The following is a 14,975-nucleotide window of genomic DNA, read 5'->3' on the forward strand; positions in this document are numbered from 1 at the left end:
TGCCTGGAGACCCCATGCCGTACAGCGAAGGCACCCCCCGGACCGCCGAACGCCGCCTGTCCGTCAACCCCTTCTACGGCCCCGCCAACCCGCTCGGCGACATGATGGAGGCCCCGCCGACCCACCGCCTCCCCGACCAGCCGATGGCCCCGACGACCGCCCACCGGCTGGTGCGCGACGAGCTGATGCTCGACGGCAACGCCCGGCTGAACCTCGCCACCTTCGTCACCACCTGGATGGAACCCGAGGCGGGGATCCTGATGGCGGAGTGCCGCGACAAGAACATGATCGACAAGGACGAGTACCCGCGCACCGCCGAGCTGGAGCGGCGCTGCGTGGCGATGCTCGCCGACCTGTGGAACGTCCCCGACCCGGCGACCGCCGTGGGGTGTTCGACGACCGGGTCGAGCGAGGCGTGCATGCTCGCCGGGATGGCGCTGAAGCGGCGCTGGGCCAAGCGCAACGCCGACCGCTACCCCGGGGCCCGGCCCAACCTGGTGATGGGCGTGAACGTGCAGGTCTGCTGGGAGAAGTTCTGCAACTTCTGGGAGGTGGAGGCCCGGCTGGTGCCCATGGAGGGCGAGCGCTTCCACCTGGACCCGCAGGCCGCCGCCGAGCTGTGCGACGAGAACACCATCGGCGTCGTCGGGATCCTGGGCTCGACCTTCGACGGGTCCTACGAGCCGATCGCGGACCTGTGCGCGGCGCTGGACGGCTTGCAGGAACGGACCGGGCTGGACGTCCCGGTGCATGTGGACGGGGCGTCCGGGGCCATGGTCGCGCCGTTCCTCGACGAGGACCTGGTGTGGGACTTCCGGCTGCCGAGGGTGACGTCGATCAACACCTCGGGGCACAAGTACGGACTGGTCTACCCGGGTGTCGGCTGGGCGTTGTGGCGGGACTCGGAGGCCCTGCCGGAGGAGCTGGTGTTCCGGGTGAACTACCTGGGCGGCGACATGCCGACGTTCGCGCTCAACTTCTCCCGCCCGGGCGCGCAGGTCGTCGCGCAGTACTACACGTTCCTGCGGCTGGGGCGTCAGGGCTACCGGGCCGTGCAGCAGGCCGCGCGGGACGTGGCCACGGAGCTGGCCGGGCGTATCGAGGCGCTCGGCGACTTCCGGCTGCTGACCCGGGGCGACGAGCTGCCGGTGTTCGCCTTCACGACCGCGCCGGAGGTGACGGCGTACGACGTCTTCGACGTCTCCCGGCGGCTGCGCGAGCACGGCTGGCTGGTGCCCGCCTACACCTTCCCGGCCAACCGCGAGGACCTGTCGGTGCTGCGGGTGGTGTGCCGCAACGGCTTCTCCGCCGACCTCGCCGACCTGCTCGCGCAGGACCTGGAGCGGCTGCTGCCGGAGCTGCGCCGGCAGCCGCGCCCGCTGACCGAGGACAGGGGCGCGGCGACCAGCTTCCACCACTAGGGACGTGACGGAGGTCAGCGGCTGAGCCGGCCGAACCGTCGTACTGCCAGCGGGAAGAAGACCGCCAGCAGGGCCAGGGGCCAGACGATCGCGGCCCACGCGTGCCCGGACTCCGTGCCGGGCACGCCGAACAGGTCCCGGACGGCCGTGGCCGTGTGGGACATGGGGTTCCACTCGACGACCGTGCCCAGCCAGCCGGGCATCGAGCCGGGGACGGCCAGCGCGTTGGAGAGGAAGCCGACCGGCCAGACCAGGATCTGCACCGCCTGGACCATCTCCGGCTTGCCCGCCACCAGGGCCAGGTGGATGCCGATCCACAGCATCGCGAACCGGAACAGGAGCAGCAGCCCCACGGCGGCGAGAAGGGCCACCGGACCGCCCCCGGGCCGCCAGCCGAGCGCGACGCCCACGCCGATCAGCACCAGCAGGGCCATCCCCGACTGGAGCATGTCGGCGGCCGAACGGCCCACCAGGACCGCCCCGTTGGCCATGGGCATCGAGCGGAAGCGGTCGATCACGCCCTTGTTGAGGTCCTGCGTGACGGCGAGCATCGTGCCCTCCAGGCCGAAGGCCATGGTGAGGGCGAGCATCCCGGGGATCAGGTAGTCGCGGTACTCACCGCTCACCCCGCGGCCGCCGCCGATGAGGTAGCCGAACATCAGCAGCAGCATCACCGGGAAGACCAGGTTGACGGCCAGCTGGACCGGCTGCCGCCCCCAACGGGCCAGCTCCCGGAGGGTCATGGTCCACGAGTCGGTCAGGGCGTGCGCGCTCACGCGGCCTCCTTCACCCGGTGGCCGTCCCCGGTGAGATGCAGGAACACCTCGTCCAGCGTCGGGCGGCGCAGGGCGACGTCCTCCGCCTCGATCCCGGCCTCCCGCAGGGCCCGTACGACCCCGGAGAGCGCCTCCATGCGGTCGGTCACCGGCGCGCTCAGCAGCCGCCGGTCGGCGTCGACGCTGATCCCGCTGAGGGGCAGCAGGGCGACGGCGGCCCCCAGTTCGCCGGCGTGACGCAGGACCACGTCGATGCGGTCGCCGCCGGTCTCGGCCTTCAGTTCGTCCGCGGTGCCCTCGGCGACGACCCGGCCGGCGTCGACGACGGAGATGCGGTCGGCGAGCTGGTCGGCCTCCTCCAGGTACTGGGTGGTGAGCAGGACCGTCGTGCCGCCTCCGACCAGGGAGCGGACGGAGGACCACACCTCCGCGCGGCCGCGCGGGTCCAGGCCGGTGGTGGGCTCGTCGAGGAACAGCACCTCCGGCTCGGTGATCAGGGACGCGGCCAGGTCCAGGCGGCGCCGCATGCCGCCGCTGTACTGGCGGACCGCCTTGCGGCCGGTGTCGGCCAGGCCGAAACGCTCCAGCAGTTCGTCCGCACGCGCGCGTGCGCCCCGCGCGCCCAAGTGGTGCAGCCGGCCGAACAGCTCCAGGTTCTGCCGGCCCCCGAGTTCCTCGTCGAGCGCGGCGTGCTGGCCGAGCAAACCGATGCGCAGCCGCACGGCGTAGGCCTCGCGCACCACGTCGTGTCCCGCCACCTCGATCCGTCCCGCGTCGGGCCGCAGCAGGGTGGACAGGACCCGCACCAGGGTGGTCTTGCCCGCGCCGTTCGGTCCGAGCACCCCGTGCACCGTGCCGCGCGCGACCGTGAGGTCGAGCCCGTCCAGTGCCTTCTTCTCGCCGTACGTCTTCCGGGCGCCTTCGACGGTGATCGCCGGATCGGCCACTGAGTCTCCCTCGCTAGTCAAACTTGACTACAGACTCAAGCTAAACCCGCCCGAGCTATTCGTCAAACTTGATTAGTGGGCGTCCCCGGGGTGCCGCTCCCCCGTCGCGTAGGGGTTCTCCTCGTCCTCGGCCAGGACGCCGACGAACGGGTCACCCTCGTCGGCGAAGGTGTAGGCGCCGCCCTCGATGCGCCCGATGAGGCCGCGGGTCCACTCGGCCTCGGAGTCGGCCGTGTGGACCCACATGTTCATGATCTCGCCGATGTGCCCGAGCTGCCCGGGCCCCTCCTCGGGCACGTAGTGCTCCAGGACGGCGGCCCGCCACTGCTCGATCCTGAGGGTCCGTTCCTTCAGCAGCGCGACCGCCTCGGCCCGCGGCAGGTCGACGACGAAGCCGACGGCGGCCGTCTTCATGTCCCCGCGCTGGTCGTAGGTGACCAGCGCCTCCCGCAGCAGCCGGAAGTACTCCTCGGTGCCCAGCCCGGTGAGCTCGTACTCGGTGCGCGGCGGGCCGCCCGCCGTGGACGGCGCGATCTCGTGCGCGTGCAGCAGCCCCTGCTTGGCCATCTGCTTCAGCGCGTGGTAGATCGAGCCGGGCTTGGCGGTGGACCACTCGTGCGCGCCCCAGTACTCCAGGTCGTTGCGCACCTGGTAGCCGTGGGCCCGCCCGTGCATACGGACCGCGCCGAGCACGAGGAGGCGGATCGTCGACATGCGGCCAAGGCTATGCCTCGGCCCCCGCCCGCTGTTCCTCGGCCACCAGCTCGAAGGCGGTCCTGCCGTCCAGGGACTCGCGGATGATGTCGGCGTGACCCGCGTGCCGGGCGGTCTCGCGGATGAGGTGCAGACAGAGCCAGCGGTGGGAGACCCGGCCGTCCGGCGGGAACCAGGGCTGGGCCGGCAGCGCGAAGGTGTCGTCGAGACTCGGCACCGAGCGGATGTACGCCTCCGTCTCGGCGGCGACCTTCTCCCAGTACGCCAGCTGCGAGGCGACGGTCTCGCCCTCGACCAGCCGGAAGCACTCGTGCCAGTTGCTCTGGTCCCGCACCACCGCCGGCGGCTCGCCCTTGGCCAGGGAGACCCACATCTGCTCGACCTCGGCCACGTGCTTGACCAGCCCGGCGAGGGACAGCTCACTGGCGCTGGGACGCGAGCCGGCCTGCTCGTCGGTCAGTCCGAGCACCGCCCGGCGGATTCCGCCGCGCTGCTCGGCGATGAAGGACAGAAGCGCTCCGCGCTCGTCGCCGTGTGCCTCCGCCGGAACGTGAGTGACCATGACCGCCGCCTTTCGCCAGACCTGGGGGCCTCTCCCCCCGACACCGGCAAAGCTACGGACCCTTGCGGTCAGGTTCTGTCCGCAAGGGCCCGGGCGCGCGAGGCTTTCGGCCGGATGCCGAGAACGTCTAGAACGGGAACCGGCTCCGGCCGTGCTGTACGGAGATCCACTTGGTCGTGGTGAACGAGTCCAGCATCGTGTCGCCGTTGAGCCGGCCGATGCCCGAGTGCTTCTCCCCGCCGAACGGGACGATCGGCTCGTCGTGCACGGTGCCGTCGTTCACGTGGAACATGCCCGTGTCGATCTGCTGGGCGAAGGCGACGCCCCGCTCGACGTTCCCGGTGTGCACGGCACCGCTCAGCCCGTAGGGCGTGGCGTTGACGAGCCGTACGGCCTCCTCCTCGCCGTCGAACGGCACGAGGAACGCGACCGGCCCGAAGACCTCCTGCCGCAGCAGCGCCGAGTCGGCGGGGACGTCCGTCAGCACCGACGGCTCGACGAGGTTGTCGGTCCGCCCGCCGCGCACCAGGGCCGTGGCGCCCTCGGCGAGGGCCTGCTCGACCACGCCGGAGACGGCGTCCGCCTGCGAGGAGTTGATGACCGGGCCGATGACGGTCTCCGGGTCGCGCGGGTCGCCCGCCTTGAGGGTCTTCACCTTGGCGACGAACTTCTCGGTGAACTCGTCCGCGACCGACCGGTCCACGAGGATGCGGTTGGCGGCCATGCAGACCTGGCCCTGGTGGACGTAACGGCTGAAGACCGCCGCGTCGACGGCGTAGTCGAGGTCGGCGTCGTCGAGGACCACCAGCGCGCTGTTGCCGCCCAGTTCGAGCACGGAGCGCTTGAACAGCCGCGCGCAGACGGTCGCCACGTGCCGGCCGACCGCGTCGGAACCGGTGAAGGAGATGACCTTGGGGACGGGGTGCTCGATGAAGGCGTCGCCGATCTCGGCGATGTCGGTGATGACGACGTTCAGCAGCCCGCCGGGCAGCCCCGCGTCCTCGAAGAGCTTCGCGACCAGGGAACCGCCGACGATCGGGGTGTTCTGGTGCGGCTTGAGCACCACGGCGTTGCCCAGCGCCAGCGCCGGGGCGACGGACTTGATCGACAGCAGGAAGGGGAAGTTGAAGGGGCTGATCACGCCCACCACACCGACCGGCACGCGGTAGACGCGGTTCTCCTTGCCGTCCACCGGCGAGGGGAGGATCCGGCCCTCCGGGGCCAGCGCCAAGTGGACCGCCTCGCGCAGGAACTCCTTGGCGAGGTGCAGCTCGAACGCGGCCTTCAGACGCGTGCCGCCGAGCTCGGCGATGATGGCCTCGGAGATCTCCGCCTCGCGCTCCTCGATCAGGCGCAGCGCCTTCTCGAAGACCGCCCGGCGGGCGTAGGGGTTGGTCGCGGCCCACTGCTTCTGGGCGCGGGCGGCCGCCCGGTACGCCTGATCGACCTCGTCGACCGTGGCTATGGTGATCGACGCGAGTTTCTCGTCGTCGTACGGGTTGAAGTCGATGATGTCCCAGGAACCGGTGCCCGGGCGCCACTCACCGTCGATGTACTGCTGTGCAAGGTCGGTGAAGCAGGACGACGACAATGTGATCCCTCGATCCCTAAGCAGACCCCTGACCGCGCCTTCACGATCTGATCACACGTCATCGTACTGATGTTTAAGGCGAGTTGAAGGCCCACTTCAGGAGAGCTGGAGGAGACCTCGCAGAAGGTCCCGGCTCTCCGAAGGTCCGGGGCTGTCGCTCTGCAGCTCCTTGAGCGCCTTCTCGTACTGGGCGACGTCCTCGGCCTTGTCCAGGTACAGCGCGCTGGTGAGCTGCTCCAGGTAGACCACGTCCGACAGATCGGACTCCGGGAAGCTGAGGATCGTGAACGCGCCGCTCTCGCCGGAGTGGCCGCCGAGACTGAACGGCACCACCTGGAGCCGTACGTTGGGCCGCTCCGAGATCTCGATGAGGTGCTGGAGCTGCCCCCGCATCACCTCGCGGTCGCCGTAGGGGCGACGCAGGGCGGCCTCGTCGAGGATGATGTGGAAGTCGGGCGCGCGCTCGTCGACCAGGTACTTCTGCCGCTCCAGGCGCAGGGCCACACGGCGCTCGACGTCGGCCTCGCTCGCGCCCTGCATGCCACGCCGGACCACCGCGTGCGCGTACGCCTCGGTCTGCAGCAGGCCGTGCACGAACTGCACCTCGTAGGCCCGGATCAGCGAGGCGGCGCCCTCCAGGCCGACATAGGTCGGGAACCAGCTGGGCAGCACGTCCGAGTAACTGTGCCACCAGCCCGCGACGTTGGCCTCCTTGGCCAGGGACAGCAGGGAGGCGCGCTCCTGCTCGTCCGTGATGCCGTACAGGGTCAGCAGGTCCTCGACGTCTCTGGTCTTGAAGCTCACCCGGCCCAACTCCATCCGGCTGATCTTCGACTCGGAGGCGCGGATCGAATAGCCCGCCGCCTCGCGCGTGATCCCCCGCGCCTCACGCAGTCGCCTGAGTTGTGATCCGAGCAGCATGCGCCGCACCACCGATCCCGGCTCTCCCGCGCTCACGTTCGCCAGCCTCCCCAACGTCTTCAGGGGCCGCAGTCTGCCACTAAAACACTTCGAGCAGTACTCGTCCGGTTACGGAAACGGAATCGAGACGATCGACGCTCGCGCGCGGAAGCAAGAAGAAGGCAAGTGAACGGCCGGAGAGCGACATGAAGATGACGGAAAAATTGGCCAACAAGCGGTACGGGACAGCTCATTCCGGTCACGTGCACGTGCATCTGCCCTTGCATCTGCTGTACGCATCCGAAACCATGGTGCCGCACCACCGCTGCATCGCACCGACCGCGAATTCCCGGGAGTGCCTCGCATGGGGACGAATGGATCGACCATGCTCGAGCCGTTACGGCAGGGCCTTCCGCCGCTGGATCCCGCGGCCGTGTCCGACGCCGCCTCCTGTGCCCTTCCCGCCCGTTACGAAGCGGTGCGCGAGGCACGGCGATTCACCCGCAGAACCCTCGACCAGTGGGACATGGGCGAGCGGTTCGACGACGTCTGTCTGGTGGTCTCGGAGCTCGTCACCAACGCGCTGCGGCACGGCCTGCCGGCGAGCGGCGCGTGCGGCGACCGCGAACCCCCGGTGCGCCTGCACCTGATGCGGTGGACCGAGCGGCTGGTGTGCGCGGTGCGCGATCCCAGCCACGACAGTCCGGTCACCCGGGAGACCGACGACTTCTCGGCCGAGTCGGGCCGCGGGCTGTTCCTGGTCGACTCCTTCAGTGACAGCTGGGGCTGGCACCCGCTCGCGGGCGCGCTCAACGGCAAGGTGGTGTGGGCGCTGTTCCGGCTGCCGCACACCGGCGCACGGCAGAACGGGGAATGAGAAGACCGCGGCGCATCATCGCGCCGCGGTTCTACGCGCGTCACCGCACATCAGGGGCACAGCGCCCGTCAGAGCTTCACCGGGCACGCGGTCCGGCGCTCCGCCGGGGCCGCCGGAGCGTCAGCCGCCGACCAGGTGGTCGAACTCGCCGTCCTTGACCCCCAGCAGCATGGCCTCGATCTCCGCACGGGTGTAGACCAGTGCGGGGCCGTCCGGGAAGCGCGAGTTGCGCACGGCCACGTCACCGCCGGGCAATCGGGCGAACTCCACGCATGAGCCCTGCGAATTGCTGTGCCGGCTCTTCTGCCAGGCCACACCGCGCAGCCCGGCGGCCGCCATCCCGTTGTACACGTCGTACACGTCGTGGTCCACAGGTCGCTCCCCGGTGGTGCACTGGCTGGTGTGGCCATTGGTGCAGTGGTCAACTGACCCGGATCATAGCCCTGTTCATGTGCAGGTGCATGGGCAGATGCACGTGCACGCGGGGTGGTCCCGTGGTTACAGCCTTGACGACCGCTTGACCCGATCTCTCCTCTGTCTGACGCCCCGCCCCCACCTCTCGTTCCCTGCGGCCTGCGGTGAAGTCGGGGGGTTCGGGGAGGTCCGGTGGAGGCGGAACATCCGCTCGGCGGCGGAGAGCGGCGACCGAGAAGGTGCCGCACCGGAGAAGCGTGAGCTAGACGCACGACCCTGCGAAGGGCGTTCGACGGACCGACCAGTATCCGGAAGACGCCCGTGGCCTGCGGGGACGGCGAGAAATAGGCCGGTCGCAGGAGGCCGGGGTCGTCCTCGTGACCGGTGTCCCCCTCGGACCATCGCCGGACCCGCGCTCGCCGCCGGGTCACATCGCCCCGGTCGGCCGCGTGGCGGCGGCACAGCGGGTTCCCCAGCCGTCAAGCGTGGGGAACCTCACTCGGTCCGGATGGGGTCAGCGCGCGGAATACGGCAGGAGCGCCATCTCACGGGCGTTCTTGATCGCCTTGGCCAGCTGCCGCTGCTGCTGGGAGGACACCCGGGTGACACGGCGGCTGCGGATCTTGCCGCGGTCGGAGATGAACTTCCGCAGCAGCTCGGTGTCCTTGTAGTCGATGTAGGTGATCCCGGCCCGGTCCAGGGGGTTGGGCCGGTTCTTGGCGGGCGTGCGGTCGTGCTTGCGGGGCATCGGGGGTCAGACCTCCAGAAGGGTGTCGAAGGCGTGCGGCAGCCGCTGCCAGGCGTCGGGGCCCGCGGCGTACTCGGCGTCGGTCAGCAGGCAGGACTCCAGCAGCCGCTCCAGGCCGTCCCGGTCGAGGCCGGGCGAGGTGAAGACCAGGTGCTGACCGCGGTCGCCGTGCTCGGGGTGCCAGTCCAGCGCGGCGGCGGCGCGGCGCACCGGCGGGACCATCTCCCAGGCGGCGTCCGGGAGGGAGGCCAGCCACGGGCCCGCCCCCTCCACGCACAGGGCGCCGCCCGCCGCGTCCCAGTGGAACAGCGTGTCGGGCTTGTCGGCGAGCCAGAACCGGCCCCGGCTGCGGGCGGCCGCGCAGGTCAGGTCCTCCAGTGCGGCGTACAGCCGCTCCGGGTGGAACGGGCGGCGCCGGTGCCACACCAGGGTGGAGACGCCGTGCGCGTCGGCCTCGGCGGGGAGCAGCGCGCACGCCGGGTGCTGGGCGGCGGCCGCCGCCTCGACGTCGAAACCGGCCAGGGCCGCCTCGGCCAGCGGAGAGAGCGGAGCCCTGCGGGGGGTCGGCACGGTGAGGCCGTCGCCGGCCCGGTCCACGGGGGCGCCTTCCCCGATCGGGGCACGGCGGGCCGTCGGGTGCAGTTGCGCGAGCAGCTCGCGGTCCTCCTCGTCGGCCTCCGGGGAGTCCGCGACGGCCAGGGCGGGGGCGTACTCCAGCTGGCGCGCGAAGGTGTCGGCGATGGTGCGCTGGTCGGTGGCGGCGGCAGCGAGACCGGCGTCGGCCAGGTCGTCGCCGTTGCCGAGGTAGGGCAGGACCAGGGCCGGGTCGACGGCGGTGATCACACCGGTGACGGTGAGCCCGCCCGCCGTGACGACCTCGGCCATGGCCTTGGGCTCCACCGAATCCCACAGCTCGACGACGGCCAGCCGGGTGGCCCCGGCGTCGCGCAGCCGCTCCAGCTCCGGCACCAGGTCCTCGCGCAGGGCGCAGCACGCGCAGTCGTTGACGAGCGGTGCCTCCCCCGCGTCGAGGACTCCGGAGGCGTCCCTGACGGTCCGTACGACGGTGCCCGCGGCGGCCGTCGACAGGTCGTGGTGGAGGACGACGCTGCCGGGCACGTCGGCGAGAAGGCGCGCGACGGCCGCCCTGCGGGCGTCGGCGTGCAGCCCGCCGACGATCACGACGGGGAGACCGGGAGGGACAGCCACGGGGTCAGCCCTTCTTTCCGTACCGGCGCTCGAAGCGCTCCACGCGCCCGGCGGTGTCCAGGACGCGGGCGGTACCGGTGTAGAAGGGGTGGCTCACGTCGGAGATCTCGACGTCGACGACCGGGTAGGTGAGGCCGTCCTCCCACTCGATCGTCTTCCCGCCCGCGGTGGCGGAGAGGGTCGAGCGGGTGAGGAAGGCGTAGTTCGCGGCACGGTCACGGAAGACGACGGGGCCGTACTCCGGGTGGATTCCCTGGCGCATGATCAGCGCTCCTCTCGGAAGTCGACGTGGCGGCCGGCGACCGGATCGAACTTGCGCAGGGTCAAGCGGTCCGGGTCGTTGCGGCGGTTCTTGCGGGTGACATAGGTGAAGCCGGTCCCGGCGGTGGACCGGAGCTTGATGACCGGACGGAGTTCGTTGCGTGCCATGCCGCTATGATACTGAAAATGAAATCCATTTCCACAGGCTGAGCAGAGAGGTACGTCACCACCCATGTCCGCGCACTGCATGCTGACCGGCACACAGCCGGGCTTCGGCAACCGCATCTCCCACTCCCACCGGCGCACGTCACGCCGGTTCGACCCCAACATCCAGGCCAAGCGCTACTGGCTGCCGAGCGAGGGCCGGTACGTCCGGCTCCGGCTCAGCGCCAGGGGGATCAAGACCGTCGACACGATCGGGATCGAGGCGGCCGTCGCCCGGATCCGCGCCCGGGGAGTGAGGGTCTGATGGCGAAGAAGAGCAAGATCGCGAAGAACGACCGGCGACAGGAGGTCGTCGCGCGGTACGCCGCCCGGCGGGCCGAGCTGAAGGAGATCATCCGGCGGCCGTCGTCGACGGAGGCCGAACGGCTCGCCGCCCAGGCGGAGCTGCGCAGGCAGCCGCGGGACGCGAGCGCCACGCGCGTGCGCAACCGCGACCAGGTGGACGGCCGGCCGCGCGGTTACTTCCGGGCGTTCGGGCTGTCCCGGGTGAGTCTGCGGGAGCAGGCGCACGCGGGGTATCTGCCCGGGGTGCGCAAGTCGTCCTGGTAGGAGGCGTTTCGCAGGGCCCTTGACGGGCCCTGGTAGCTTGCTGCGGTCGTTCCGGCCAGGAGGCCGGCCGGTGCCGTCCGGACCGGTCGGCCGGCTACAGCTTGGGGGCTTGCAGTGACTTCGGTGATCTTCTCGCGCCGTTCCGGCGCCGTGCGTGTCGCGGCGGCGGCCGCGGGGCTGACGGGCGTGCTCGTGCTGAGCGCGTGCAGCAGCGACGGCGACTCGGGCGACGACTCCGCCCCCAGCCCGGCCCCGTCCGCCTCGTCGTCCGCCGGCGCGGGCGACTCCGGGTCCGGTTCCGGGTCCGGGGAGCCGGCCGGTGGCGAACTGGAGGGCAGCTGGCTCGCGACGACCGACGGCAAGGCCGTGGCCCTGGTGATCACCGGCAAGCAGGCCGCGCTGTTCGGCACCGGCGGGAGCGTCTGCAGCGGCACCGCGGGCGAGGAGTCCGGGATGCGGATGATCCGCCTGAAGTGCACGGACGGCTCCAAGGACCGGGCGACCGGCATGGTCGACTCCGTGAACGCCGGCAGCCTGAAGGTCACCTGGGAGGGCGGCCTCGGAGCGGAGACCTACAGGAAGGCCGAGGGCGGCAAGCTGCCGACGGGCCTGCCGACGGCCGGCCTCGGCTGAGGCGGGCATCCGCCGGCCGGCATCGGCTCGGTCGGCTGACACGGGCATCGGCTCGGTCGGCTGACACCGGCATCGGCTCGGTCGGCTGACACCGGCATCGGCTCGGTCGGCTGACACCGGCATCGGCTCGGTCGGCTGAACACCGGCATCGGCTCGGTCGGCTGACACCGGCATCTGTGCGGACGGGCCGCGGATCGCCTGAGGGCACCGCGGTCCGTCCGGCGTTCGGGGGAATCGGAGGGGGCGCGTGAGCGGGCGGTGCGCGCGTGCGTGATGATCCAGGGGTCCGTTGCCGCTTTCGTTCGACACGTCCAGAGGACCTCATGCGCACCTACCCCCTCGCCCTGGCCGCCGCCCTCGCCGCGACGGTCCTGCTGACCGGCTGCAGCGACGACACGTCCGGCGGCGACGACGTCAAGAACGCGGACCGGCCCAGTGAATCGGCCTGTGCGCTCGGCGACATGGGCGTCGAGGTCGGCGCCGCCGCCGCCCCGGCCGCGGGGGACACCGGCACCGTCACCGTCAGCCTCACCAACAAGGGTGAGCAGTGCGCGCTGAAGGGCTTCCCCGGCGTGGACCTGCTGGCCGACGACAAGACCACGTCCGTCTCACCGGTCGAGGGTGCGAAGGCCCAGTCGCTGACCCTCGGGAAGGGCGCCACCACGTCCTTCACCCTCACCTACGTCCGGGGCGAGGCGGGCTCCGCGGAGAGTCTCGACGTCCACGCGGCGTCCTTCACCCTGCCCGGCGACACCAGGACGGCGCACGAGCTGAAGTGGTCGTACGGCGAGGTCTCCTGGGCGGGGGACGAGAAGGCCTCGGTGAGCGGCTTCGAGACGTCGGGCGACTGACGGCGGGAATCGACGGCACAGACGGTGCCGGGGCACAGACCGTGCCGGGGCACTGACGGTGCCGGGGCACAGTCTGCGCCGGTAGCACTGCCGGTGCCGGGGCACCGACGGCGTCAGGGCACAGGCTGCGCTGGGAGCACTGCCCGGGCCCGGAGCACTGCCGGGGCCCAGAGCACTGCCCGGGCCCAGAGCACTGCCCGGGCCCAGAGCACTGCCCGGGCCCAGAGCACTGCCCGGGCCCAGAGCACTGCCCGGGCCCAGAGCACTGCCGGGGCCCGGAGCACTGGCGGGGCCCGGAGCGCTGTCAGGGCCGACGGCGGGTCAGCGCGGCGGCGAGCACAGGTCAGCGCAGCGGTGGGCGGTGCCGGACCTGGGCGCGGTCCGCCGCCTGCGCGCCCTGCGTCCAGCCCGCCGCGTCCCGCACCCCGCGCAGCCGGGTCGTGGTCGTCTCCGGGAACATCCGGTCCAGCCGCCCGGCGACGGCGACCTCGCGGGAGGCGAGGACCGGGAGCAGGTCGTCGGTCACCTGGGTGTCGGCGGCCGCGGCCAGCCGGGTGCCGATGCGGTGGGCGTAGGCCGCGAGGAAGGACTGCCGGAACGTCTTGGTGCGTTTGCGGCCACCGGCCCTCTGCGCCGCCTCGGCCTTGGTCATGGCGGTCGTGGCCTGCACCAGGAGTGAGGTGTAGAGGAGCTCGACCGCCTCCAGGTCGGCCTCGAAGCCGACGACGGTGGAGAAGCCGAGGGGTTCGTTCCACACCGCGCGGCAGTGGTTGGCGCCGGCGACGGCGTCCAGCAGCACCGCCTTGGCCTGCTCGTACGGCGGCTCGACCCCGATCCGGCAGGCCCCGGGCGTGTCCGGCGAGGGTGCCTGCGCCGCGAGCAGCGCCTCGTCGACGCTGTGTCGGGCCATCAGCTCCTGCGCCTTGGCGCTGAGCGCCTCCGCCTCCTCGGGGAACCCGGTCGCCTCGGCCTTGGCCAGCAGGGCGCGGATGCGGGTGAGCATGCGCGACTCGGGCCTCGCCGGGCCGGGTGCCGCTCGGGGCGTCTCGTCGAGGGACTCCAGGGACGGCAGCCGCAGCAGCAGGCGGTACAGCTCCAGCACGGCCGTGGCGTGCGAGAAGCGGTCGGTGCGGGGCGGGGCGTCGGTGGGGAGCTCCGCGAGCTGCGCGTCCCAGCGGCGGCCCCGGGGCACGTCGGCGGGTGCCTGGGCGCGGATCAGCGCCGCCACGAGGAGCACGTGCACGTCGTCCAGCTCGCGCCGCACGATCCGTACGACATCGGCCGGCTGCCAGCCGCGCCGCCAGGCCGCCGCGGCGAACTCCTGGCCGCGCCGGTCGAGTTCGGCGTCCGACGCCGGGTCGGAGGCGAGCAGGGAGGCGCCGGTGTCGAGGGCCCTCTCGCCGGTCTCGTAGAGGGCCGCCGCGAACGCGCGGTCGACGGTGCTGGACGTACTCACGGGCCGATGGTGCCACGCCGGGGCGGCGGGCCCGGAACACCCGATCGAGTGTCAACTCGCGGTTGACGCCCCTGGGGGCGCAACCTACGGTTGACACATGACGAACCCCGAGACCACCTCGTCCATCCGTCTCGACGACCTCATCGCGGCCATCAAGAAGGTGCACGCCGAGCCGCTCGACCAGCTCCAGGACGCGGTGATCGCCGCTGACCACCTGGGCGACGTGGCCGACCACCTGATCGGCCACTTCGTCGACCAGGCCCGCCGCTCCGGCGCGTCCTGGACCGACATCGGCAAGAGCATGGGCGTCACCCGGCAGGCCGCGCAGAAGCGGTTCGTGCCGAAGGAGTCGGCCGACCTCGACCCGAGCCAGGGCTTCAGCCGCTACACCGTGCGCGCGCGGAACGTGGTCATGACCGCCCACAGCGAGTCCAGGGCCGCGCGCAACGCCGAGGGCGTGCCCGCACACCTCGTCCTCGGGCTGCTCGCCGAGCCCGAGGGCCTCGCCGCGAAGGCCATCGTCGAGCAGGGCGTCGCGCTCGACACGGTCCGCGAGGCGGCCACGGCGGCGCTCCCGCCCGCCGTCGACGAGGCCCCGGAGCTGGTGCCGTACGGCCAGGCCGCCAAGAAGGTCCTGGAACTCACCTTCCGCGAGGCCCTGCGCCTCGGCCACAACTACATCGGCACCGAGCACATCCTGCTCGCCCTGCTGGAGCACGAGAACGGCGAAGGCGTCCTCAGCGGCCTCGGCATCGGCAAGGAGCAGACCGAGCGGTACGTCGCCGCGACCCTGGAGAAGATCGTGCAGGCGCAGAAGGAGGCGCTGGACGAGTCCTGACGC

General features: G+C 71.7%; 19 protein-coding genes. 7 read left to right on the forward strand and 12 right to left on the reverse strand.

Annotated features, from left to right (window positions below; translation table 11 throughout):
- Positions 1 to 14 precede the first annotated feature (14 nt).
- Positions 15 to 1,421: a glutamate decarboxylase gene (locus ACFV20_RS16550; protein ID WP_385657046.1), complete on the forward strand. Its 1,407-nt coding sequence runs from the start codon at positions 15 to 17 to the stop codon at positions 1,419 to 1,421.
- A 14-nt stretch (positions 1,422 to 1,435) separates the two neighbouring features.
- On the opposite strand, the gene ACFV20_RS16555 is transcribed toward ACFV20_RS16550, so the two are convergent.
- The 6 genes from ACFV20_RS16555 to ACFV20_RS16580 all read right to left on the reverse strand — a co-directional run bounded on the left by ACFV20_RS16555 (position 1,436) and on the right by ACFV20_RS16580 (position 6,932).
- On the reverse strand, positions 1,436 to 2,197 hold the full coding sequence (locus ACFV20_RS16555) for an ABC transporter permease (protein WP_385657048.1): 762 nt from the start codon (positions 2,195 to 2,197) through the stop codon (positions 1,436 to 1,438).
- Entirely contained in the window at positions 2,194 to 3,144 is a 951-nt protein-coding gene (locus ACFV20_RS16560; RefSeq protein WP_385657052.1) for an ATP-binding cassette domain-containing protein, read from the reverse strand. Before ACFV20_RS16560 ends, ACFV20_RS16555 begins: the two co-directional genes overlap by 4 nt.
- Before the next feature lie 72 nt (positions 3,145 to 3,216).
- Entirely contained in the window at positions 3,217 to 3,858 is a 642-nt protein-coding gene (locus tag ACFV20_RS16565) for a PadR family transcriptional regulator (RefSeq protein ID WP_385657055.1), read from the reverse strand.
- Between the two features lie 10 nt (positions 3,859 to 3,868).
- Positions 3,869 to 4,420 (reverse strand): DinB family protein, encoded by a 552-nt coding sequence (locus tag ACFV20_RS16570; protein WP_385657058.1) that lies wholly within the window; start codon positions 4,418 to 4,420, stop codon positions 3,869 to 3,871.
- A 127-nt stretch (positions 4,421 to 4,547) separates the two neighbouring features.
- Positions 4,548 to 6,011, reverse strand: a complete 1,464-nt coding sequence (locus tag ACFV20_RS16575) for an aldehyde dehydrogenase family protein (protein WP_385657061.1) — start codon at positions 6,009 to 6,011, stop codon at positions 4,548 to 4,550.
- 96 nt (positions 6,012 to 6,107) lie between these two features.
- Positions 6,108 to 6,932 (reverse strand): helix-turn-helix transcriptional regulator, encoded by an 825-nt coding sequence (locus tag ACFV20_RS16580; RefSeq protein WP_051715698.1) that lies wholly within the window; start codon positions 6,930 to 6,932, stop codon positions 6,108 to 6,110.
- 364 nt (positions 6,933 to 7,296) lie between these two features.
- On the opposite strand from ACFV20_RS16580, the gene ACFV20_RS16585 reads away from it, so the two are divergent.
- Entirely contained in the window at positions 7,297 to 7,788 is a 492-nt protein-coding gene (locus tag ACFV20_RS16585) for an ATP-binding protein (RefSeq protein WP_385657064.1), read from the forward strand.
- A gap of 120 nt (positions 7,789 to 7,908) precedes the next feature.
- Here ACFV20_RS16585 and ACFV20_RS16590 read toward each other — a convergent pair whose 3' ends face one another.
- The 5 genes from ACFV20_RS16590 to rpmG form a co-directional block, all read right to left on the reverse strand.
- On the reverse strand, positions 7,909 to 8,160 hold the full coding sequence (locus ACFV20_RS16590) for a DUF397 domain-containing protein (protein WP_366708993.1): 252 nt from the start codon (positions 8,158 to 8,160) through the stop codon (positions 7,909 to 7,911).
- A gap of 556 nt (positions 8,161 to 8,716) precedes the next feature.
- Positions 8,717 to 8,950 carry a 30S ribosomal protein S18 gene (gene rpsR / locus ACFV20_RS16595; RefSeq protein ID WP_385657066.1) on the reverse strand — a complete coding sequence of 78 codons (234 nt, stop codon included), beginning with the start codon at positions 8,948 to 8,950 and terminating at the stop codon, positions 8,717 to 8,719.
- Between the two features lie 6 nt (positions 8,951 to 8,956).
- Positions 8,957 to 10,159, reverse strand: coding sequence for a CobW family GTP-binding protein (locus tag ACFV20_RS16600; RefSeq protein WP_385657069.1), 1,203 nt, complete (start codon positions 10,157 to 10,159; stop codon positions 8,957 to 8,959).
- A gap of 4 nt (positions 10,160 to 10,163) precedes the next feature.
- Positions 10,164 to 10,421, reverse strand: a complete 258-nt coding sequence (locus ACFV20_RS16605) for a type B 50S ribosomal protein L31 (RefSeq protein WP_385657072.1) — start codon at positions 10,419 to 10,421, stop codon at positions 10,164 to 10,166.
- Between the two features lie 2 nt (positions 10,422 to 10,423).
- Positions 10,424 to 10,588 carry a 50S ribosomal protein L33 gene (gene rpmG / locus ACFV20_RS16610; RefSeq protein ID WP_003991959.1) on the reverse strand — a complete coding sequence of 55 codons (165 nt, stop codon included), beginning with the start codon at positions 10,586 to 10,588 and terminating at the stop codon, positions 10,424 to 10,426.
- A gap of 64 nt (positions 10,589 to 10,652) precedes the next feature.
- On the opposite strand from rpmG, the gene rpmB reads away from it, so the two are divergent.
- The 4 genes from rpmB (at position 10,653) to ACFV20_RS16630 (ending at position 12,678) form a co-directional block, all read left to right on the forward strand.
- Positions 10,653 to 10,889, forward strand: coding sequence for a 50S ribosomal protein L28 (gene rpmB / locus ACFV20_RS16615; protein WP_385657073.1), 237 nt, complete (start codon positions 10,653 to 10,655; stop codon positions 10,887 to 10,889).
- Positions 10,889 to 11,194, forward strand: coding sequence for a 30S ribosomal protein S14 (gene rpsN, locus ACFV20_RS16620; protein ID WP_062928325.1), 306 nt, complete (start codon positions 10,889 to 10,891; stop codon positions 11,192 to 11,194). Before rpmB ends, rpsN begins: the two co-directional genes overlap by 1 nt.
- A gap of 114 nt (positions 11,195 to 11,308) precedes the next feature.
- Positions 11,309 to 11,827 (forward strand): hypothetical protein, encoded by a 519-nt coding sequence (locus ACFV20_RS16625; RefSeq protein ID WP_385657077.1) that lies wholly within the window; start codon positions 11,309 to 11,311, stop codon positions 11,825 to 11,827.
- 323 nt (positions 11,828 to 12,150) lie between these two features.
- Positions 12,151 to 12,678 (forward strand): DUF4232 domain-containing protein, encoded by a 528-nt coding sequence (locus ACFV20_RS16630; protein ID WP_385657079.1) that lies wholly within the window; start codon positions 12,151 to 12,153, stop codon positions 12,676 to 12,678.
- A gap of 343 nt (positions 12,679 to 13,021) precedes the next feature.
- Here the strand turns inward: ACFV20_RS16630 and ACFV20_RS16635 are convergent, their stop codons facing one another.
- Entirely contained in the window at positions 13,022 to 14,134 is a 1,113-nt protein-coding gene (locus ACFV20_RS16635; protein WP_385657081.1) for a DUF2786 domain-containing protein, read from the reverse strand.
- A 97-nt stretch (positions 14,135 to 14,231) separates the two neighbouring features.
- On the opposite strand from ACFV20_RS16635, the gene ACFV20_RS16640 reads away from it, so the two are divergent.
- Positions 14,232 to 14,972, forward strand: coding sequence for a Clp protease N-terminal domain-containing protein (locus tag ACFV20_RS16640; protein WP_385657084.1), 741 nt, complete (start codon positions 14,232 to 14,234; stop codon positions 14,970 to 14,972).
- Positions 14,973 to 14,975 lie beyond the last annotated feature (3 nt).

The organism is Streptomyces sp. NPDC059696, assembly GCF_042733745.1.
Classification (GTDB): Bacteria; Actinomycetota; Actinomycetes; order Streptomycetales; family Streptomycetaceae; genus Streptomyces.